The sequence below is a fragment of the Streptomyces sp. NPDC031418 genome, from assembly GCF_055581605.1.
The window spans coordinates 38,795-58,629 of the sequence record NZ_JBVIJC010000024.1; the positions used below are offsets into that span (position 1 = coordinate 38,795).

Annotated in this window: 13 protein-coding genes; 3 read left to right on the top strand and 10 right to left on the bottom strand. The window is 72.9% G+C overall.

Annotation, left to right across the window (positions count from 1 at the left end; all coding sequences use genetic code 11):
* Nucleotides 1-50: 50 nt before the first annotated feature.
* From ACZ5CZ_RS30595 to ACZ5CZ_RS30610, 4 genes are all read right to left on the bottom strand, one after another.
* The gene (locus tag ACZ5CZ_RS30595) at nt 51-2,960 is read right to left on the bottom strand and encodes an ATP-binding cassette domain-containing protein (protein WP_468947532.1); all 2,910 of its coding nucleotides are present in this window, start codon (nt 2,958-2,960) and stop codon (nt 51-53) included.
* 149 nt (nt 2,961-3,109) lie between these two features.
* The gene (locus tag ACZ5CZ_RS30600; protein WP_385840423.1) at nt 3,110-3,868 is read right to left on the bottom strand and encodes an NUDIX hydrolase; all 759 of its coding nucleotides are present in this window, start codon (nt 3,866-3,868) and stop codon (nt 3,110-3,112) included.
* Nucleotides 3,869-4,008: 140 nt separating this feature from the next.
* Nucleotides 4,009-5,958 (bottom strand): glycogen debranching N-terminal domain-containing protein, encoded by a 1,950-nt coding sequence (locus ACZ5CZ_RS30605; RefSeq protein WP_468947533.1) that lies wholly within the window; start codon nt 5,956-5,958, stop codon nt 4,009-4,011.
* A gap of 866 nt (nt 5,959-6,824) precedes the next feature.
* Nucleotides 6,825-8,474: a DUF4192 domain-containing protein gene (locus ACZ5CZ_RS30610; protein WP_468947535.1), complete on the bottom strand. Its 1,650-nt coding sequence runs from the start codon at nt 8,472-8,474 to the stop codon at nt 6,825-6,827.
* A gap of 143 nt (nt 8,475-8,617) precedes the next feature.
* Here ACZ5CZ_RS30610 and ACZ5CZ_RS30615 point away from each other — a divergent pair, with 143 nt between their 5' ends.
* Nucleotides 8,618-10,774 carry a RecQ family ATP-dependent DNA helicase gene (locus ACZ5CZ_RS30615; protein ID WP_468947537.1) on the top strand — a complete coding sequence of 719 codons (2,157 nt, stop codon included), beginning with the start codon at nt 8,618-8,620 and terminating at the stop codon, nt 10,772-10,774.
* Between the two features lie 267 nt (nt 10,775-11,041).
* On the top strand, nt 11,042-11,662 hold the full coding sequence (locus ACZ5CZ_RS30620; RefSeq protein ID WP_385840417.1) for a hypothetical protein: 621 nt from the start codon (nt 11,042-11,044) through the stop codon (nt 11,660-11,662).
* A gap of 411 nt (nt 11,663-12,073) precedes the next feature.
* Here ACZ5CZ_RS30620 and ACZ5CZ_RS30625 read toward each other — a convergent pair whose 3' ends face one another.
* The 5 genes from ACZ5CZ_RS30625 to ACZ5CZ_RS30645 all read right to left on the bottom strand — a co-directional run bounded on the left by ACZ5CZ_RS30625 (nt 12,074) and on the right by ACZ5CZ_RS30645 (nt 16,121).
* A complete protein-coding gene (locus ACZ5CZ_RS30625; RefSeq protein ID WP_385840416.1) occupies nt 12,074-12,703 on the bottom strand; it encodes a hypothetical protein in 630 nt (209 codons plus the stop codon).
* A gap of 69 nt (nt 12,704-12,772) precedes the next feature.
* Nucleotides 12,773-13,474: a ribonuclease HII gene (locus ACZ5CZ_RS30630; RefSeq protein WP_385840415.1), complete on the bottom strand. Its 702-nt coding sequence runs from the start codon at nt 13,472-13,474 to the stop codon at nt 12,773-12,775.
* A 350-nt stretch (nt 13,475-13,824) separates the two neighbouring features.
* Nucleotides 13,825-14,736, bottom strand: a complete 912-nt coding sequence (locus ACZ5CZ_RS30635; protein ID WP_468947539.1) for an ADP-ribosylglycohydrolase family protein — start codon at nt 14,734-14,736, stop codon at nt 13,825-13,827.
* A gap of 12 nt (nt 14,737-14,748) precedes the next feature.
* Entirely contained in the window at nt 14,749-15,408 is a 660-nt protein-coding gene (locus tag ACZ5CZ_RS30640; protein WP_385840412.1) for a histidine phosphatase family protein, read from the bottom strand.
* A gap of 107 nt (nt 15,409-15,515) precedes the next feature.
* A complete protein-coding gene (locus tag ACZ5CZ_RS30645; RefSeq protein ID WP_385840411.1) occupies nt 15,516-16,121 on the bottom strand; it encodes a YdbC family protein in 606 nt (201 codons plus the stop codon).
* Between the two features lie 154 nt (nt 16,122-16,275).
* Here ACZ5CZ_RS30645 and ACZ5CZ_RS30650 point away from each other — a divergent pair, with 154 nt between their 5' ends.
* Nucleotides 16,276-16,809 (top strand): TerD family protein, encoded by a 534-nt coding sequence (locus ACZ5CZ_RS30650; RefSeq protein WP_468947542.1) that lies wholly within the window; start codon nt 16,276-16,278, stop codon nt 16,807-16,809.
* 70 nt (nt 16,810-16,879) lie between these two features.
* Here ACZ5CZ_RS30650 and ACZ5CZ_RS30655 read toward each other — a convergent pair whose 3' ends face one another.
* Nucleotides 16,880-19,771, bottom strand: a complete 2,892-nt coding sequence (locus ACZ5CZ_RS30655) for a vitamin B12-dependent ribonucleotide reductase (RefSeq protein ID WP_468947544.1) — start codon at nt 19,769-19,771, stop codon at nt 16,880-16,882.
* Nucleotides 19,772-19,835: the final 64 nt, after the last annotated feature.

A 19,835-nucleotide genomic window follows, 5' to 3' on the forward strand; every position in this document is an offset into this window, starting at 1 on the left:
TCTGCGAGGGATTTGCGTACACGGTGAAACCAAACGAGGACGGACGGTCGTCATCGGAACCTGGTGCGCAGTGTCGTGAACAGATACGCGCACAGCAGCGCGGTCAGCGACAACGCCAGTGCGCCGCCCACGGGTTGCGCGAGGATCCGCACGGCGCCGAGGAGGTACCGGTCCCCGCCGAACGGCCACTGCAACAGGAGCACCTCGCGCATGCGCGCCGGGAAGCCGGCGGCCATCCGCACGGCCGGACCCCGCAACACCTGGTGCACCAACGGCACGACAACGACGGGCACGGCGAGGACCGTGGCCAGACCGGCCGTGGTGGACCGGAACACGCCGGCCGCCAGCACGCCGGCCCAGGCGCAGCCGATGACCAGGCAGAACCAGCCGGCGGTCAGTGACAGCCAGTCTCCGGGAACCTGCGTCAGCTCCCGTCCGTAGACGATGTAGAGCACTTCGGCGTCGCAGCCCAGGGTGAGAAAGGCCAGCAGGGCGGCGGTGACTCCGGAGACGAGGAGTTTCGCGGCCAGCAGCCCCAGCCGGCGGGGCACCGTGCCGCGGTCCGCCGCCAGCGCGGGGTGGCGGAACTCGTCCCCGAAGGCCAGCGCCCCGAGCAACCCGGCGCCGAGCGCCGCGGGCGCCAGCGGCAGCTCCCGCGGCCATGCCGCGAACAGCCGCTCCTGCGGGGTGTGCCCGAGCCTGGCCAGGAGTACGGCGGTGAGCGCGGACACCACCAGCACGGCACCGCAGGTGAGGAAGCCGGTGCCGATACCGGCGGCACGCCGGATCTCGTAGCGCAGGGGCCGGAGCGGACTGGGGGCGGGGCGGACGGAGATGGGGGGCGGAAGGGCGGAGAGCGCGTCGAGGGCGCGGACCCCGCCGGGCTGGGCTCCGCCACGGGTCGCGGACTGCCGGGGGCCGGATGCCCCGGCCTCGGGCAGAGGGGTACGGGTGGAGGGGATGCCCTTGCCGCCGGTCCGCGGCCTCGGACCCGCCGACGCGCGATCATGGCCGGGCTGCGATGGCGTGGCCGCGGGAGTGCGGTCACCACCGGACTGCGCCCCCGCCCCGGTGGCGGTCGGACCGGCCTGCGGCTCCGATTCCGCCCGGGCACGTCGACCGTCGGTCTGCGTCTCCGGGCCCGACGCGGCGCGGTTGCCAGTCTGCGCCTCCCGGCCCGACGCAGCACGGTTGCCGCCGGTCTGCGCTTCCACGCCAGAGGCGGCGCGGTTGGCTCCGGACTGCGGCTCCGGATCCAGGGCGGCGCACCCGACCTGCCCGAGCGGTTCGGGCACCGCGGCGGCACTCTCCCCGCCGGTCCGCGGCTCCGGACCCTCGACTGTCGGCCCGGCAGCGCCCGGCGACCGTGAGGGGAAGGAAGGGTGCCTGCCTCCGGCCTCCGGCGCCTGCTCCATGGCCCCCGGGCTGCCGTCGGCCTTCGGTGCCTGGTCCACCGCGGCGGTCCGGTTATCGCCCTGCGGCTCGGGGGCCGTGGGACGGATGAGGTGCGCGGTGGCGGTCACGGCAGCGGCCGGGACGGTACCAACCCCGGCGAGCACCTCCGCGGACACCGTCGGTACCCCGTCCGCGCCCAGCCTGCCCTCGCTGCTCGGTACGGCCGTGACACAGGCCGCGCCGTCCGGCTCGGCTTCCCTGCCGAGGGCTCCGGCGAGCCCTGCCCGCTCCTCGCCGTCGCTCGGTGCGCGCTCCCCCGGCCGAGTGGCGGACGCTGTTCGCCCCGCCTCGGCCGAGGAGAGACCGGCCACGGTCCGGTCCTGCTGGTGTGACGCGGCGACGGCGGCCGGGTCCGCCACCGAGAAGCCGAACACGATCTGTCCCCGCTCCGCCGGCGGGCGGACCGCCGGGGCCTGCTCCCGCTCCTCCACGGTTGCGGCGGGCGGCGCGTCCCCCTGCTCCGCGGGGCCGGACTCCGCCGCGCCCGCCCGTCCGACCGCCGCCGGAGCACCCGGCTCCGGCGCGCCCGGCACGGCCTGCTGCCGCTCGCCGGCCCGTCGCGTCCGGTCCTGCTCCTGCTTCGCGCCGCCCTCGGCGACCGCGACCGCCGCCACCCCTGCCCCCGCCCCTGGGCCCATGTCACCGACTTCATCGGCGAGTTGGTGGACGAGGATGCCGTGGCGGAATGCCATCTCACCGACGTCGGCGGTCGTACTGCCGTACACCGACAGGCGGTTGCCGCCCTCGTGCACGACCTCCACGGACCGGCGGGAGGTCCGAGCCTCCTTGGTGAGCAGCGCGGCGAGGCGGGTGGCGTGCGGGCTGCGCACGGCCACGCGCGGGCGCAGCCGGGTGCGGGCGAACTCCCTGGTGTCCTGGTCGGCGACGAGCCGGCCCCCGTCGAGCGTGACGACCCGGTCGGTCGTGCGCGCGGCCTCCTTGGGGTCGGCCGTGGTGAGCAGGACGGTGCCGCCCTGGTCGGCATGGGCCCGCAACATGCTGTGCAGCCACTGGGCCTCGCGGGCCGAGAGGCCGTCGGACGGCTCGTCCAGGACGAGTGTGTGCGGGTCGGGCAGCAGGGCGCCGGCCAGCCCGAGCCTGCGGTCCATACCGCGGGACAGGCTGCCGAGGCGTTCCTCGCGCAGGCTGACGAGACCGACCACTTCGAGGACCTCGTCGGCTCGCCGCGCGGGCACTCCGGACGCGGCGCACAGCATGCGCAGATGGCCGCGGACCGAGCGGGCCGGATGCCCGGGCACATCGCCGAGCAGCACGCCGACTTCCCGCGACGGGTGGGCGATCCGGTGCAGGGGCCGGCCTCTGAAGTAGGTGATGCCGCGGCCGGGTTGCAGTTCGAGCATCAGTCTGAGCACCGTCGACTTGCCGGAGCCGGAGGCTCCGAGGAGCGCGGTGACCTGTCCGGCGCGCGCTTCGAAGGAGACGTCGTCGACGACGGGCGGGTGCGCCTTGCGGGGGGCGCTGGTCAGTCCGAAGGCCTGGATCACCCGAAGCAAGATAGCGCGCTATGCCCGATTTTCCTGGTATGAGGCGATCTCTTGACGGGTGCCGTGCGACCGGGCCGCTTCATGTCCACCGTTCGACGCAACCGGCAGCCGGCAACCGACCCGGCACGCGCGGCCGGCCGCCGTCACCCTCAGACCTCGGGACGCAGCATCGGGGGGTTGAGCAGGGTCGCGCCGCCGGCGCGGAAGAGCTGGGCCGGCCGGCCGCCCTGCCGGGTGGTCGTACCCCCCGTGGGGACAAGGAACCCGGGCGTGCCGGTGACCTTGCGGTGGAAGTTGCGCGGATCGAGGGCCACGCCCCAGACCGCCTCGTAGACCCGGCGCAGCTCGCCGACCGTGAATTCGGGCGGGCAGAACGCGGTGGCCAGCGACGAGTACTCGATCTTGGAGCGGGCCCGCTCGACCCCGTCGGCGAGGATCTGGGCGTGGTCGAAGGCGAGCGGCGCGACGGGCTCTCCGTCCCGGCCGTAACCGCCCTGCTGGAGCAGTTCCTCGACCGGTGCCCAGCGTGCGTTGCTGGCGTCGCCTCCCGCGCGCGGTGCGGGCAGGTCGGGCGCGAGCGCGAGGTGCGCGACGCTGACCACACGCATCCGCGGGTCCCGCTTCGGGTCGCCGTAGGTGGCGAGCTGCTCCAGGTGGGCCCCGTTGTCCTGGGCCGGGGCGGCGGGGCCGTGAGCGCACAGCCCGGTCTCTTCCGCCAGTTCCCGCGCCGCCGCCTGGGAGAGGTCCTCGTCCGCCCGTACGAAGCCGCCGGGCAGGGCCCACCGCCCCTGGAACGGGGCCTCGCCCCTGCGTACCGCCAGCGCGCACAGGGCATGGCGGCGTACGGTCAGCACGACCAGGTCCACGGTCACGGCGAAGGGCGGAAAGGCTGACGGGTCGTAGGGCATGCCGTGATCATAGTCGTCTTCCTGACGATAAACACACCCTTCGGTGGTGGTTCCGCCGGGTTCCGGTATGAGGTGCAGGGTGGTCTCCTGTTCTCGGGTCGGCTCTCGTCGTACGAGGTGAGGGTCAGGTCGGCGGGTGATCACGCTCCTAGTTGGAGTCCGTCCGCCGCCTCCTCGACCATGGCGAGTCCCAGCCGGCTGATCCGTACGGCGAACGGCGCGCCCGCGACCCGGAGGCCCGCCAGATTGAGTTCGCCGAGCGGAGCGCTGCGCATCGGGCGCAGGGTGACGGTCCGGGCCGGGGTGTCGGGGCGGATACCGGCGTAGGCGGTGAGCATGAGGACCGCGGCGGCCGCTGCGGTGGCCGCCGGCCGGCAGGCGGCCGGGTGCGCGACGGGTGCGCTCCCGGCGGTGCGCTGTTCACCGGCGAACATCTCGGGCAGCCGGTGGTCGAAGTGTTCGGCGGCGTCCAGCAGTCCCTTGAGAAGTCCGCCGGCCTCCTTCTCGTAGCCGGCGGCGGCCAGTCCGGCGACCGCGACGGCGGTCTCCTGCACCCGCACGGCCCCGGTCCGGTGGCCGAAGGGATTGTGTCCCGGTTCCTTGGCGCCGAGCCCCCGCAGCCCCCAGCCCGCGTCCAGGGCGGGGCTGCCGAGCAACCGGGCGAGGTGTTCGGTCTGCGCCTTGTCGAGCAGGCCGGGGGCGAGCCGGCCCGAACCGAGCAGGCCGGTGTCAAGGAGGTGTACGGCGGCGGAGCCCAGGTGGGGAGCGGGGCGGCCGTCCGGGGCCAGGGCGGCGGCCGGGCGGCCGCCGCCGTGGTCGTCGACCCAGAACCCGGCCCGGAACACTGTGCGCAGGGCCTCGGCCCACTCCCGTAACTCCGCGGCGCCGGGTCTGTCGTACGCGTCGAGGAGATCGGCGCCGAGTAGGGCCGCGCGATGGGCGTGTGCCTGGGTCTCGCAGCGGATCGGGCCCGCGGGCTGCGGGTCGGGCAGGTAGGGGCCGTCGCCCGCGGCGGTGCGCAGCCAGGTCAGACAGCGTTCGGCCGCGGGCAGCAGTTCTCTCGTCTCCTGTTCGGGAAGCCCCCAGCGGCGGGCCTCGGCGAGCAGGGCGGGGAAGAGGAGCGTGGCCTCCGTGCCTGTGCAGCTCGGCGGCAGGAACGGCCCCGCGTCCCGCCGGGGCCCGGGGATCAGCCCGGCCTGGGGGCCCGGCCCGGTGAGCTGGGTGCGGGCCAGGGCGCGCAGAGTGCCGGCGGCGAGCCGGGTGCCGAGGGGCAGGGCCATGCGGGCTGCGGCGAGGGCCTCGGCGGGTGCCATGCCGCAGCGCCAGGGGGCGCCCGCGGCGAGATGGGTGTCGGCGGGGTGTGCGGGGTCCCGCAGGAGCAGGGCTCTGAGGTCGGCGATCGCCGTGTGCAGCAACGAGCCCGCCCGAGGGTCGTCGCCCGCCGCGCGGGCCTCGGCGAGCGGGCTGGTCGCGGCCTGCCCCGCGGCCCGCAGCGGGCCCGCGCCGTCGGGTCGCACCCGGAGTTCCACGGTGGCCGTGGCACCCGGGGGCAGGTCCAGTTCCCAGCGCAGCAGGCCGGCCGAGGCCAGGGCGTCGGCGGGCGGCGGGGCGCTGGTGACGCACGCGGCGACACCCCCCGAGGCCCAGCGCAGGCCCGAGTCGTGGACGCTGGCGGGGAGCTCGGGGCCTGCCCTGCCGGAGGCGATGACCCCGAGGTCGGCGAGGTCCGTGCCGAGGGCGACCTCGACGGGCAGCCGCAGCGGGCGCAGGGCGGCGTTGCGCAGCGTGATCCGTTCGGTGCCGTCCGCGTGGCGCGTCCGCTCCACCACGACGTCCGGGTCGGGACCGGCTGCCGGGGAGACCCGGAGCGTTCCCAGGAAACGGGCGCTGTCGGCACCGGCCATCCTGGCCTGCACCGCGAGCGGCTCGCGGCCGGCCACGCGGACCTGGCACCGGGAGAGCAGCCGCCTTCCGCCTCGGTAGAACCCGTCCAGACCCCGGCCGTCCAACTGGCCCGACTCACCGGAGACGGCGAGGCCGGGCAGGGCGACGCAGATCAGCGCGGTGTGTGTGGGCGGCAGCGCGGGCACCGCGCGGGTGCCCGGTGCGGGGTGGGCCGACGGGGCTTGGGCGGGCCTGCGGAGTCCGCCGGGGGGTGTGGGCCCGGGCCCGGTGTGTGCTGCCCGGCTGTCGAAGCGGGGTCCCGGCCACGGTTGCGGGGGCGGCCGGAGCGGGGCGCCGCTGCTCTGCGGAGCGGTGGTCTCCGGCGCGGTGCCGGCACCGTCCGCGGGAAATGGCGCCCGCCTGCCTGGAGGCGGGCGTCCGTCGTCGGCGGAGGGCCGCGTCGGCTGCTGGTGCATGAGTTGGCTTCTTCTGCGCTCGGTCCGCTGCGGACGTGCCGGGCGGCCGGTGGGACGCCCCGGGGGACAAGGGTCGTACGGCGGCAGAGGCCGTCCAGGCGTTCCGCCACTCAGGTGAACGGCAGCGGACTCGTCCGGGTCACGGCTCGGGCGAAGGAAGCCGGACGAATGGCGGGGTGCGGGGAGCACACAGGCAGCGCGGCACGAGGGGAGCACGGAGGCGCTGAGCCGGTGCGCGCGGGCGACCGATGGGGCGCCCGGGAGCCGGGGGTTGCACGCGACCAGCAGCACGTCCAAGAGGCCGCGGGGGGCGACCAGCAGAGCACCCAAGAAGCGGCGGCTGCGGGAGGTCTGTGGCGAGGTGACGCCCCGACGGCACGGCAGCACCGTCGGCAGGGTCTCCGGCATATGGGGGTTGTGCCCGGCCGACAGGATCCTCGGGACGCGCAGGCTTCGGACGGCCGACAGGAGCCCAGAGGCGCGGGCTCCGCCGGCGGCCGACAGGAGCCCAGAGGCTGGGGCTGCGCCGACGGCCTGCCCGTGCGGGCCGGCCTTCCTCTGCGTGCTCCGGATTCCGTCCTTGCCCCACCGGACCCTCATCCGTCTCCCTCCGGCGTGCGGCGGCCGTCGCCGTCCGCCGAGGGGGCGATGTCGGTCGTGCCCTCGCTCCTGCCCACCGCACGCGTGTGTGTACCGCCGAGACGCCGGGTGCCGGGGCGCGAGGGTGCGGTCGGAGACGGCCGGGGGTGGGTGCCGGCCGGGCGGCGGCCGTCCGCCTCCCGGGACCGGTGGAGGCCGTCACCGCTGCCGGTGGCTCGAGCGCGGCGCCGTCGGACGGTGCCCGGTGCGCCGGCCTGCCCCTTCCGGTCGGCCCCGCCTCGTCCGCCCTGGGCGGCGGCCGGAGCGATCGGTCCCGTCAGATCTGCCGGGCCCTTGGCCAGGTCCGGCTCGGCACCCGTGCCGGCCGCCCGGATGGCCGCCCCGGACGCGGTGTCCTCGGGCGCCGGCGGCTCCAGGCGGGCCCGGTCCATGGACGGCTCGGGCTCCGCGCCGTCGGCCGGTGTGCGCTCCTGGCGTTCGGCGCGCAGGCAGCGGCGGACGGACTCGGGGTCGAGGCCTTCGTTGCAGGCCTGGTGCAGCAGGCGGGCGAAGAGATAGTCGGGGTCCGCGCCCAGTGCCATGGCCAGGGCTTCGCGTGCCTCCAGTTCGTCGCCCGTCGACCAGGCGACCCAGCCGGCGAGGGTCAGCGGCGCGGCGGCGTGCTCGCCGTACGGGCCGACACAGCGGCGGGCGAGGGCGCGCCAGAGCCGCAGGGCCGGGGCCGCCTCCTCGCCCTCCATCCACGCGGCCGCCTTGTCGCGGGTGGTGCGGTCCTGGAGGCCGAGGATCAGCGTCGCCGCCTCGTCGTCCGAGAGCAGGTCGTCGTCGCGCAGGTCCGCCGGGTGGATACCGGACACGGGTGTGGCCGAGGCGTAGCGGTGGATGATCCGTTCGGCCAGGGCGAGGGTCTGCGCGGCGACGGCCGGGCGGGTCGCTTCGTCGAGGATGCGGGGGACGAGGGTCAGGCCGGCCGCGTCCAGGGCGATCTCCTGCTCCAGGGCGGCGCTGCTCTGCCAGGGTTGCAGCCGGGCATGCAACTCCTTGAGGGTGCCGCGCACTTGGATGCCGGCGTAGGTGGCGGCCGCCGCGAGGACGGAGGTGCCGGGGAGGCCCATCGGCGAGCCGTCCTCGGGGCAGCAGCCCGGGATCGGGCAGCAGTACGACCAGAAGCGGCCGTCGGAGATGCAGAGCGCCTCGGCGACGGGCACGTCGAGGTCTCCGCACGCGGTGCGCATGAGGTCGGCCAGCTTCCCGAGTCGTCGCTTGACGTCCCGGCCCGACTCGCCGGGGCCCGGTTCCTGGCAGACGTAGGCCACCATCTGCTCGGGCCTGGCGCCTCGCCGCTCGCTGCCGGTGACCAGGCCGTGGGCGAGCTGCCGGGCCGCCGCCGGCCAGTCGGCCTCGTCGGCGGGGATGCCGAGCCTGGCCCGGCCGCCGAGCGTGCCGCGGCCGCCGCGGTCGTGCAGGGCGACCAGCACCATGCTGTCCTCCGGGCGGTAGCCGAGGAGATAGGGGAGGGCGTCGGCCAGTTCGGCCGGGGTGCGCAGGGTGACCTGTGTCTCGTGCGTGGAGGGTCCGGCCAGCGGCTCGGAGCCCGGGATGTCGCTGTTTCCGAGGGGTCCGGTGGTTTCGCCGTGATTCGTCATGCGCCGACAATCTCGCGGATCTTGAGATTCCGCTTGGGCCTGTGGATAAGTCGAATCAGGGACACGACAAGCGCCGGGCGGTTGTCCACAGCCGTGACCGGGCCTGGTGGCTGATTGTCGGTGGCATCGGGTTGCATGGAGCCATGGACGACCTGGAACTGCGCGCCGAAGCCGATGCCATCCTCGCCGAACTCGTCGGGGACCCGGGAGGCTCGGCGCGGCTGCGGGAAGATCAGTGGCAGGCGGTGGCGGCCCTGGTGAAGGAGCACCGGCGGGCCCTGGTGGTGCAGCGCACCGGCTGGGGCAAGTCCGCGGTGTACTTCGTCGCCACCGCCCTGCTGCGCCGGCGCGGCAGCGGCCCGACCGTGATCGTCTCGCCCCTGCTGGCCCTGATGCGCAACCAGGTCGACTCGGCCGCCCGCGCCGGGATCCGGGCACGCACCATCAACTCGGCCAACCCGGAGGAGTGGGACTCCATCCACGCGGAGGTCGAGCGCGGTGACGTGGACGTTCTGCTGGTGAGCCCGGAGCGCCTGAACAACCCCGAGTTCCGCGACCAGGTCCTGCCCAAGCTGTCCGCGGCGACCGGGCTGCTGGTGGTGGACGAGGCCCACTGCATCTCCGACTGGGGCCACGACTTCCGGCCCGACTACCGGCGGCTGCGGACGATGCTGAATGAACTCCCGCCGGGCGTCCCCGTGCTGGCCACGACCGCCACGGCCAACGCACGCGTCACCGCGGACGTCGCCGACCAGCTCGGCACGGGCGGTACGTCGGGCGCCCTGGTGCTGCGCGGACCGCTGGACCGGGAGAGTCTGAGTCTCGGTGTGCTGCGGCTGCCGGACGCGGCACACCGGATGGCGTGGCTGGCCGACCACCTGGACGAGCTGCCGGGCTCCGGCATCATCTACACCCTGACCGTCGCGGCCGCCGAGGAGGTCACGGCCTTCCTGCGGCAGCGCGGGCACACGGTCGCCTCGTACACCGGCAGGACGGAGAACGCCGAACGGCAGCAGGCCGAGGAGGACCTGCTCGCCAACCGGGTCAAGGCGCTCGTCGCCACCTCCGCACTCGGCATGGGCTTCGACAAGCCCGACCTCGGTTTCGTGGTGCACCTGGGCTCGCCCGCCTCCCCCATCGCCTACTACCAGCAGATCGGCCGGGCCGGCCGCGGTGTCGAGCACGCCGAGGTGCTGTTGCTGCCGGGCAAGGAGGACGAGGCGATCTGGGAGTACTTCGCGTCGCTCGCCTTTCCCCCCGAGGACCTGGTCCGGCGCACCCTGGACGTCCTCGCCCGGGCGGACGGAACCATGTCGCTGCCTGCTCTGGAACCCCTGGTCGAGCTGCGTCGTTCCCGTCTGGAGACGATGCTGAAGGTGCTCGACGTGGACGGAGCGGTGCGCCGCGTCAAGGGCGGCTGGACCGCGACCGGACAGCCCTGGTCGTACGACGCGGAGCGTTACGCCTGGGTGGCCCGGCAGCGCGCGGCCGAGCAGCAGGCGATGCGCGAGTACGCCACCACGACCGGGTGCCGGATGGAGTTCCTTCAGCGTCAGCTGGACGACGAGGGCGCCAAGCCCTGCGGTCGCTGCGACAACTGCGCCGGGCCGCGCTTCACCGTCGACACGTCCGCCGTGGCCCTGGACGCCGCGCGCAGCGACCTGGGCCGCGCCGGGGTGGAGGTGGAGCCCCGCCGGATGTGGCCGACCGGGCTGCCGGCCATCGGCATCGACCTCAAGGGCCGTATCCCGGCCGGCGAACAGGCCGCGCCGGGCCGGGCTCTCGGCCGCCTCTCGGACATCGGCTGGGGCAATCGGCTGCGTCCTCTGTTCGCGCCTCAGGCGGCGGACACTCCCGTACCGGACGACGTGGCACGAGCCGTGGTCGGCGTCCTCGCGGACTGGGCCAAGGGCCCCGGCGGCTGGGCGTCCGGGGCCCCGGACGCCCAGGAACGGCCGGTGGGTGTGGTCACCGTCGACTCGCGCAGCCGTCCTCTGCTGATCCGTTCCCTCGGGGCCCGGATCGCCGAGATCGGGCGGCTGCCGCTGCTCGGCTCCGTGGAGTACGCCGAGGACGCGCCGCGGGTGCCACGCAGCAACAGCGCACAGCGGTTGAAGGCCCTCGACGGGGCGCTTACGGTGCCGCCCGGCCTGGCGTCGGCCCTGGCCTCGGCGCAGGGTCCGGTGCTGCTGGTCGACGACTTCACAGAGACGGGCTGGACCCTCACGGTCGCGGCGCGCCAGCTGCGCAGATCCGGTGCGCGCGCGGTGTTGCCGCTGGTCCTCGCGGTCCAGGGCTGACCCCGCGACAGTCGGCGGCGGCCTGAGGTGCTGTGCCGAGGCGCCTCAGGCGTCGTCAGCCGGCTCTGTGGGTAGGGATATAAGCCCCGCACCATCAGATAACAGACGGTGGCCCCAATTGCTCGTTGCCGCATCCACGTTCGACAGGAAGAATTGAGATCCGCTCCCTGCACGGTTCGTCCGTGGTCCGGTTGGGCTTCGCTGCGGCGCGGGCTCCCCCGAATCCGACCTCGCCCCCAGTGTGGGCGCGTAGCCGAAGGGAGGAACGTGACCTTCGGATTCGCCTCGTCCTCGGCGGCCTCGTTGACGACGTCAGCGTCCGCCGCCTCCGCCAGTCGCCTGCTCGAGCCGGCCGAGTGGGCCGCCGCCGGAATCCCCCTGCTGCGCAACCCCCGTGAGGTCGTCAGCGGGTTGCACGCCCGCCATCACCCGCAGCCGTCCACGGCGATCGTGGCCGTGCTGGATCCGGATGAACGGCTGTGTGCCAGCGCTTCGTTCACGCGCCGTACCGCGCCGGCCGACGGGTGGATGTTCCGCAACGCGCTGCTCGCCCAGCTGCGCCGGATCATCCCGCACGACCTGCGCCGCCGGGCGCCGGTGCGCACCGCCGTCCTGCTCTACTGCCGTGAGGGCGAAGGACATTGGACGGAGGAGGACGGGGCCTGGATGTGGGGGCTGCGCGACGCCTGCACGCTGCACGGGCTGCGCTGCGGTGCCTACATCACGCTGACCCAGGACGGATGGCAGGTGCTCGGTGAGGGGCGCGGTGGCCGCCGTCCCCACGCCCACTCCGCGCCGGAGCCCTTCGCCACGTCGGAGGCTCCGCCGTCCGCACCGCGCACCGGCGGCCCGATGTCCGAGGTGCTGCGCCGCGCGGCGGCCCGCTGAGGGACACCGCACCGGGCTCCGGGCGGCCGTACGGGACCAGGAGGTCCTGCGGAAGGGCGGGGTGGCCGGGTCGTGAGCCCGCCGCCGTGCACAGCCACCCGGTACGGGCGTCCGGCCCGGCCGGCATCGGCACACCGTGCCCCGCGGCTTCGCCGCTCGCAGCCGGGCGGGGTGAACCGACCGACACACAGGGGCCGGACGTGCCGCCCCGGGCCGCGCGGACCGGCACAGCACGTGTCAGTGCCGTACCCGGGCTCCGCACGACCACCCGGGCGTATCGCCGGGATCCGCGGGCGGACCCGCCGGAGCGGAGCAGCCGCCCGGCGTCCGGGCACGCGGCAAGCCGCACCGTGCGTATACCGCCGGGGCGGCCCCTGCGGCACCCCGGCACCCCGGGGTGCCGGGAGCGGCTCAGACGCCGGCGCCCAGCACCGAGTTGATCTGCTGCGGGTCACCGCAGACGATCAGCAGCGCACCGGCCCGGGCGTGGGCCAGCGGAAGCGCGGTGGCAGCTGCGGAGGCGGGGCCTCCGTTGACCGCCACGACGACCACGGGGCGGGAGGCGGCACGGGCGGCGTGGGCGCCGTCCGCGTAGAAGACGTCGTCACCGGCGTCGTGCTGCGCCCAGTAGGACGCCTCGCCGAAGGACAGCTCGTGCTCGGCCCACGGGTGCTGGGCACCGGTGGTGAGCACGAGGACGTCGCCAGGCGCGCGACCCGAGTCCAGCAGCAGGTCCACCGCCTCGTCGGCGGCGTCGAGCGCACCCTCGGCCGAGGCCGGGATCAGCTGGATCTGCGGGGCCGCAGCGGCGGCGGGAGCGGCCGGACCGGACGGGCCCGGATTGGCCGGAGCCACGTCACGCGGAGTGCGCTGCACCGGCGGCGTCGGCCGCAGGGGGCCGGGACGACCGGGGCGGGCCGGAGCCGCGGGGCGGGGGCCGGGTACGGGGCGGGGGGTCGGCGCGGTGCGGCCACTGGCCGGCGTGGCGCGGGGACCCTGGGCACTCTCGTGAATCTGAGGCTCCTCGGGAATGAGAGGCATGAGCTGATATTTATCAAACGTTGGTGCGGCGCGGATGGCCGGGTGGCACATCAGTGCGAGCGGAACCGGTCAGAAATCGAAGCCGAGCTGACCTGCGATTTCCGGAACGCTTCCGTCCGCCCAGTTGCGGGCCTTCTTGAGGTGCCGCCACTGAGGCAACGCATCAAGATACGCCCACGACAAGCGGTGGTGCGGGGTGGGCCCCCGCTCCTCCAGTGCGGCCTTGTGCACGGGCGACGGATACCCGGCGTTGTCCGCAAATCCGAAGTCTGCATGGTCGATACCCAGTTCGGCCATCATTTTGTCGCGCTGAACCTTGGCGATCACCGACGCCGCCGCGACGGCCACGCAGGACCGATCGCCCTTGATCACCGTACGCACCCGCCAGGGGGCACCGAGATAGTCGTGCTTCCCGTCGAGGATGACGGCCTCGGGGCGGACCGGCAGGGCGTCCAGGGCACGGACCGCCGCGAGCCGCAGGGCAGCTGTCATCCCCAGGTCGTCGATCTCCTCCGGGGAAGCATGCCCCAGCGCATAGGCCGTCACCCAGGTCCGGAGGATCTCGGCGAGCTCCGTGCGCCGCTTGAGCGTCAGCAGCTTGGAGTCGGTCAGGCCCTCGGGCGGCCGGCGAAGTCCGGTGATCGCCGCGCAGACGGTGACAGGCCCGGCCCAGGCGCCGCGCCCCACCTCGTCGACACCGGCAATGACCTTGGCTCCGGTCGTGGCGCGAAGAGAGCGCTCGACGGTGTGAGTAGGAGGTTCGTACGGCATGGCGCCCTTAGCGTACGCCGCCGGGATCGGCCCGCGACACCCCGGTCTCCCCACCGGTTCCGAGAGGGCCGGAGCGGACTCCGGGAACGCTCGGAACGGCAGCGGAAGGGGCGTCGGCCCACCGGTCACACCCCTGCGGTCGCGCGTCAGCGCATTCGCTGGTGCACACATTTAGACGGCGTGCCGTCACGGCCGTAGCGGCGACAGGAAACCGTCTGCCGCGCGCCTCGGAGGGGCCAAATACGCTTACCGCACAGGGATTTAGTCAGGGCACCCTGGACGCGCCCCCCCACCGCCCCTAGCGCAGTCCACTCCCATTCATCGCATTCGTGAACCCGCATGTCCGGAGTTCACCCGTCGGAGCCCGTCGGTACCCAGTCCGGAAGTGCCTCGGTCCGCTCCGTCCATTCGGCCGGCGGCGCTCCGGCCTTGGTCGCACCGAGGATGCCGCCCATGATCGCGCAGGTGGTGTCCACGTCCCCGCCCACCTGAGCGGTCGTCCAGAACGCCGTCTCGAAGTCGCCGAGGTGCCGCGCCGCGGCCCAGAGGGCGAAGGGAACGGTGTCGTGCGCGCTGGTACGCCGTCCACAGCCGAGCACGGCCGCGACGGTGGCCGCGTCGCCGTAGTCCAGCATGTCCCGGGCGCGGCGCAGCCCCTGGCCGACCGCGCTCTTGGGCACCAGGGCGACGACTCCGTCGAGGAGCACCTCCGGGGTGGGCGGGCCGTCCGGCGAACCGGCCAGCGCGGCGGCCGCGGCCACCGCCATGGCCCCGACCACGGCCTCACGGTGCTGGTGCGTGGGATACGCGGAGATCTCCGCCTGGTGGACGGCCTGCTCGGGGTCGTCCGCGTACCAGGCGCCCAGGGGGGCGATCCGCATGGCCGCCCCGTTGCCCCAGGAGCCGTGGCCGTGGAAGAGCCCGGCGGCCAGCTCCCGCCAGTCCTCGCCCTCGCGGACCAGCCGGAGCAGCCGGTTGACCGCAGGGCCGTAGCCCCGGTCGAAGTCATGGTGCTCGGCGAACGAGCGGGCCAGCGCGTCCTGGTCGATGCGGTGGTGAGCGGCGAGGACGGCCACCACCGAGCAGGCCATCTCGGTGTCGTCCGTCCACTGCCAGGGACCCGCGGGCAGCTCGTGCCGCTTCAGCAGGGAGTGGTTCGCCGGAACGAAGAACTGGGAGCCCAGGGCGTCCCCCACGGCCAGGCCGCGCAGGCTCGCCAGGGCGCGCTCCAGGCGCCCGAGGGTAGAGAGGTCAGCGGTCATCGCTCTGCCACTTTATCCGCCAATCCAGTAGGGCACCGGCTCGCGCCAGCGTTGAAACGGCCGATCAAGGGTGTACCTGCCGTCGTCTCCCAGAACGAGCATGCGCATCTCGGCGTTCCCGGGGTTCGACAGCGACTCGAATTCGGAGACGGTCCAGTGGAACCAGCGCATGCAGAACAGCCGCATCGCGAGCCCGTGCGTCACCAGGAGCACGTTCGGCGGATGGTCGGGGGCCTCGAAGCTGCGGAACAGGCTCTCCAGGAAGCCGCCGACCCGGTCGTACACGTCGGCACCGGACTCTCCCTGCGGGAAGCGGAAGAAGAAGTGGCCGTACGCGTCGCGGTAGGCCTTCTGCAAGCGCACGTCGTCGCGGTCCTGCCAGTTGCCCCAGTCCTGCTCGCGCAGTCTGGGCTCCTCGCGGACGCGTATCAGCTGCGGGTCGAGGTGGAAGGCGCGGAGCGTCTCGTGGGTACGGCGGTACGGGGAGACGTACACGCTGACGCGTTCCCGGCCGAAGAGTTCGCGGAGCGTCTTGCCGGTCTCCTCGGCCTGCCTCCAGCCGCGCTCGGTCAGGGCGAGCGCGTGGTCGGGCTCCCGCTCGTACACGGAGTCGTCGATGTTGCCCGTTGACTCGCCGTGCCGGACAAGGACGATGCGCCGTGGTCGTGCCATGCCAAAACCCTAGATCGAACGGCGCATGGTCGAGCACTCGTACGGGGTCCATACGGCGTAGGTCACACCGACGCAGCGTTGGATTTTCCAACCTCCGGGGTGGCTGCTCAGACCGTCCAGGTCGGCTCCAGGTCCACGATGTCACCCGAGAGGGCGGCGATGTCCGCCTCGGTCTGGGCCCGCAGGGCGAGGCGCTCCACGCGTTCGGTGCGGTACTTGCCGTGCTCGGCGGCCGACCGCCACATCGACAGGATCAGGAACTCATGCTCGGGCGCCTCGGCGAACATGCCGCGGATCATGCCGGGGGAACCGGCCATCGCCGGGTTCCAGACCTTCTCCTGCATGAGGGTGAAGTGCTCGACGCGCTCCTCGTGCACCCGGCACAGGGCCACCCGGATCAGGTCGGTGTCGGTGAAGCGCGGCTCGAAGCCCGTCTTCACGTCGAAGCGGTACTCGAAGAGTTTGGTCTGGGCGTCCTTGAACGTGCCGGACTGGGCGGCCGCGAGCCGGTCGTGCGAGCGGGCCATGAAGGAGTCGTAGAAGGCACGGCTCTCCCAGAAGGCGAAGATGTGCGCGACCCCCGGCCGCTGCCGGCTCCACCCTCCGCCCTGTCCCCTGAAACCCGGCTCCCCCGGAAGCCCCGCCCATTTCCGCTGCCCCCGCTCGAAGCCGCGGCGGTCCACCACGGTGCAGCGAATCCACTTGACCAGCACCGCGCCATCGTAAGGCCACCGGGCGTGGCGTCGGTCACGCTCCGGCGGAGATCGCCCGCGCGTGCGCCCCCGCGCGCGTGGCACGATGGACAAGCAGCCCTGGCTTCACGGGAGTTGGGGGACGAGGGAGCCCGCAGGGGGAAGGGGAGGCCTGGTGACCGGCTTCAGCAAGGGAATCCGCAAGGTCGAGGTCGGGGTGAAGTGGGATCCCAGTCCCGCGGGTCAGCCGCCCACCGATCTGGACATCATCGCCGCGACGTTCGTCTCGGGCGACGCCTACGGGCCACCGGCCTATCTGGTGCACTTCGACAGCCGCTCACCGGACGGCACCATATTCCTGGACCGGGACAGCACGGACGGCAGGGGCTTCGGCTGGGACGAGGTCATGACCCTCGAACTCGACCGCCTGGACGGCCGGTACGCGCGCGCGGTGGTCGGTGTCGTCATCCAGCAGCGCTACGGACGCCGGACGTTCGCCGAGGTCCTTAACCCCGCTTTGCGTGTCCGGGAGGGCTACACGGTACTGGCGGCGGACGACTTCGGGTCGGTTGCCGACGCGACGGCGGCCACGATCGCCGAGTTCGTACGGGACGAGTCCGGTGACTGGGCCTTCCGTCCCGGGGTGCACGGCTTCTACGAGGACCCGGCTGCCTTCACCCGGGTGATGGGCCGGGCGCACCAGCCCTGACGCCGAGGCCGCGCACGGGTAAGGGGCGCCGGCCATGGCCGGCGCCCCTTACTTCAGGAACGGCGTGTCATCAGCTGCAACCGCTGGTCGAGCCGCAGCCCTCGCAGATGTAGCAGGAACCGGCCCGCTGCATCTTCGTACCGCAGGAGAAGCAGAGCGGGGCGTCGGCCTGGATGCCCAGCTGCATCTCCACCAGTTCGGCGCTGGTGTGCGCCTGCTTTGGGGCGGGCTGGGCCGCCTCGGTCTCGGCCTTCGGCGTGGCGACCGCCTTCAGCTCCTGGGTCCGCGGCGCCGACTGGGCCAGGCCCTCGACGTCGACCTCGTCGTCGGCCGGCTCGTAGGAACCGGTCTCCAGGTGACGCTGACGCTCCTCGGCGGAGTGGATGCCGAGCGCGGAGCGGGTCTCGAAGGGCAGGAAGTCCAGCGCCAGGCGGCGGAAGATGTAGTCGACGATCGACTGCGCCATCCGCACGTCCGGGTCGTCCGTCATGCCGGCCGGCTCGAAGCGCATGTTGGTGAACTTCGAGACGTACGTCTCCAGCGGCACGCCGTACTGGAGGCCGACGGAGACGGCGATGGAGAAGGCGTCCATCATGCCCGCGAGGGTGGAACCCTGCTTGGACATCTTCAGGAAGACCTCGCCGAGACCGTCGTCCGGGTACGAATTGGCGGTCATGTAGCCCTCGGCACCGCCGACCGTGAAGGACGTGGTGATCCCCGGGCGGCCCTTCGGGAGGCGCTTGCGCACCGGGCGGTACTCGACGACCTTCTCGACCTTGGGCTCGACGGCCGCGGGCTGCTCGGCCTTCTTCTCCTCGGTCTCCTTCTTCTTGGCCGAGAGCGGCTGGCCGACCTTGCAGTTGTCGCGGTAGATCGCGAGCGCCTTGACGCCGAGCTTCCAGGCCTCGAAGTAGATCTCCTCGACCTCCTCGACGGTCGCCGTCTCCGGCATGTTGACCGTCTTGGAGATGGCGCCGGAGATCCACGGCTGGATCGCGGCCATCATGCGGACGTGGCCCATCGGGGAGATGGCGCGCTCGCCCATGGCGCAGTCGAACACCTCGTAGTGCTCGTGCTTGAGGCCGGGGGCGTCGATCACATTGCCGTTCTCGGCGATGTGGGCGACGATCGCCTCGATCTGCTCCTCCTGGTAGCCCAGGCGGCGCAGGGCCTGCGGCACGGTGCCGTTGACGATCTGCATCGAGCCGCCGCCGACCAGCTTCTTGAACTTCACCAGAGCCAGGTCGGGCTCGACACCGGTGGTGTCGCAGGACATCGCGAGACCGATGGTGCCGGTCGGGGCGAGGACGGACGCCTGGGAGTTACGGAAACCGTTCTTCTCACCGAGACGGACGACGTCCTGCCAGGCCTCCGTGGCGGCGGCCCACACCGGGGTGTCCAGGTCGTCCATGCGGACGGCCGTGCCGTTGGCGTCGGCGTGCTGCTGCATGACGCGCTTGTGGGCGTCGGCGTTGCGGGCGTAGCCGTCGTACGGGCCGACGACCGCGGCCAGCTCCGCGGAACGGCGGTAGGCCGTGCCCGTCATCAGGGAGGTGATGGCGCCGGCCAGGGCGCGGCCGCCGTCGGAGTCGTACGCGTGGCCGGTGGCCATCAGCAGGGCGCCGAGGTTGGCGTAGCCGATGCCGAGCTGACGGAACGCGCGCGTGTTCTCGCCGATCTTCTGGGTCGGGAAGTCCGCGAAGCAGATCGAGATGTCCATCGCGGTGATGACCAGCTCGACGACCTTCTGGAAGCGCTCGGTCTCGAAGGACTGGTGGCCCTTGCCGTCGTCCTTCAGGAACTTCATCAGGTTCAGCGAGGCCAGGTTGCAGGACGTGTTGTCCAGGTGCATGTACTCGCTGCACGGGTTCGACGCGGTGATCCGGCCGGACTCGGGGCAGGTGTGCCAGTTGTTGATGGTGTCGTCGTACTGGATGCCGGGGTCGGCGCAGGCCCAGGCGGCCTCGGCGATCTTGCGGAAGAGCGCCTTGGCGTCGACCTCCTCGATGACCTCGCCGGTCATGCGGGCGCGCAGGCCGAAGCCGGTGCCGTTCTCGACCGCCTTCATGAACTCGTCGTTCACACGGACCGAGTTGTTGGCGTTCTGGTACTGGACGGACGTGATGTCGTCGCCGCCCAGGTCCATGTCGAAGCCCGCGTCGCGCAGGACGCGGATCTTCTCCTCCTCCTTGACCTTGGTCTCGATGAAGTCCTCGATGTCGGGGTGGTCGACGTCGAGCACGACCATCTTGGCGGCACGGCGGGTGGCGCCACCGGACTTGATGGTGCCGGCGGAGGCGTCGGCGCCGCGCATGAAGGAGACGGGACCGGAGGCGTTGCCGCCGGAGGAGAGCAGCTCCTTGGAGGAGCGGATGCGGGAGAGGTTCAGGCCGGCGCCGGAGCCGCCCTTGAAGATCATGCCCTCTTCCTTGTACCAGTCGAGGATCGACTCCATGGAGTCGTCGACGGACAGGATGAAGCAGGCGGAGACCTGCTGGGGCTGCGGGGTGCCGACGTTGAACCAGACCGGGCTGTTGAAGCTGAAGATCTGGTGCAGGAGGGCGTACGCCAGCTCGTGCTCGAAGATCTCGGCGTCGGCGGGCGAGGCGAAGTACTTGTAGTCCTCACCGGCCTTGCGGTACGTCTTCACGATGCGGTCGATCAGCTGCTTGAGGCTGACCTCGCGCTGCGGAGTGCCGACGGCACCGCGGAAGTACTTGCTGGTGACGATGTTGACCGCGTTCACCGACCAGAAGTCGGGGAACTCGACGCCACGCTGCTCGAAGTTGACCGAGCCGTCGCGCCAGTTGGTCATGACGACGTCACGGCGCTCCCACGAGACCTCGTCGTACGGGTGTACGCCGGGGGTGGTGTGGATGCGCTCGATGTGCAGTCCCTTGCTACCCGCCTTGGTGCCCTTGGCTCGGGAACCTCGCGCCGGACCGCTCGCCGTCTCTGTCATGCCGCCTCCCTGTACGGGCAAAAACGCCCTGAAGTGCCCCGTTTGTTCCCGTGGCACGGTGTTC

Coding starts and splice junctions, on each gene's coding strand:
- ACZ5CZ_RS30600 (WP_385840423.1), bottom strand. CDS start 3,868: ATGCCCTACGACCCGTCAGCCTTTCCGCCCTTCGCCGTGACCGTGGAC.
- ACZ5CZ_RS30640 (WP_385840412.1), bottom strand. CDS start 15,408: ATGGCACGACCACGGCGCATCGTCCTTGTCCGGCACGGCGAGTCAACG.
- ACZ5CZ_RS30625 (WP_385840416.1), bottom strand. CDS start 12,703: ATGCCTCTCATTCCCGAGGAGCCTCAGATTCACGAGAGTGCCCAGGGT.
- ACZ5CZ_RS30610 (WP_468947535.1), bottom strand. CDS start 8,474: ATGACGAATCACGGCGAAACCACCGGACCCCTCGGAAACAGCGACATC.
- ACZ5CZ_RS30635 (WP_468947539.1), bottom strand. CDS start 14,736: ATGACCGCTGACCTCTCTACCCTCGGGCGCCTGGAGCGCGCCCTGGCG.
- ACZ5CZ_RS30615 (WP_468947537.1), top strand. CDS start 8,618: ATGGACGACCTGGAACTGCGCGCCGAAGCCGATGCCATCCTCGCCGAA.
- ACZ5CZ_RS30630 (WP_385840415.1), bottom strand. CDS start 13,474: ATGCCGTACGAACCTCCTACTCACACCGTCGAGCGCTCTCTTCGCGCC.
- ACZ5CZ_RS30655 (WP_468947544.1), bottom strand. CDS start 19,771: ATGACAGAGACGGCGAGCGGTCCGGCGCGAGGTTCCCGAGCCAAGGGC.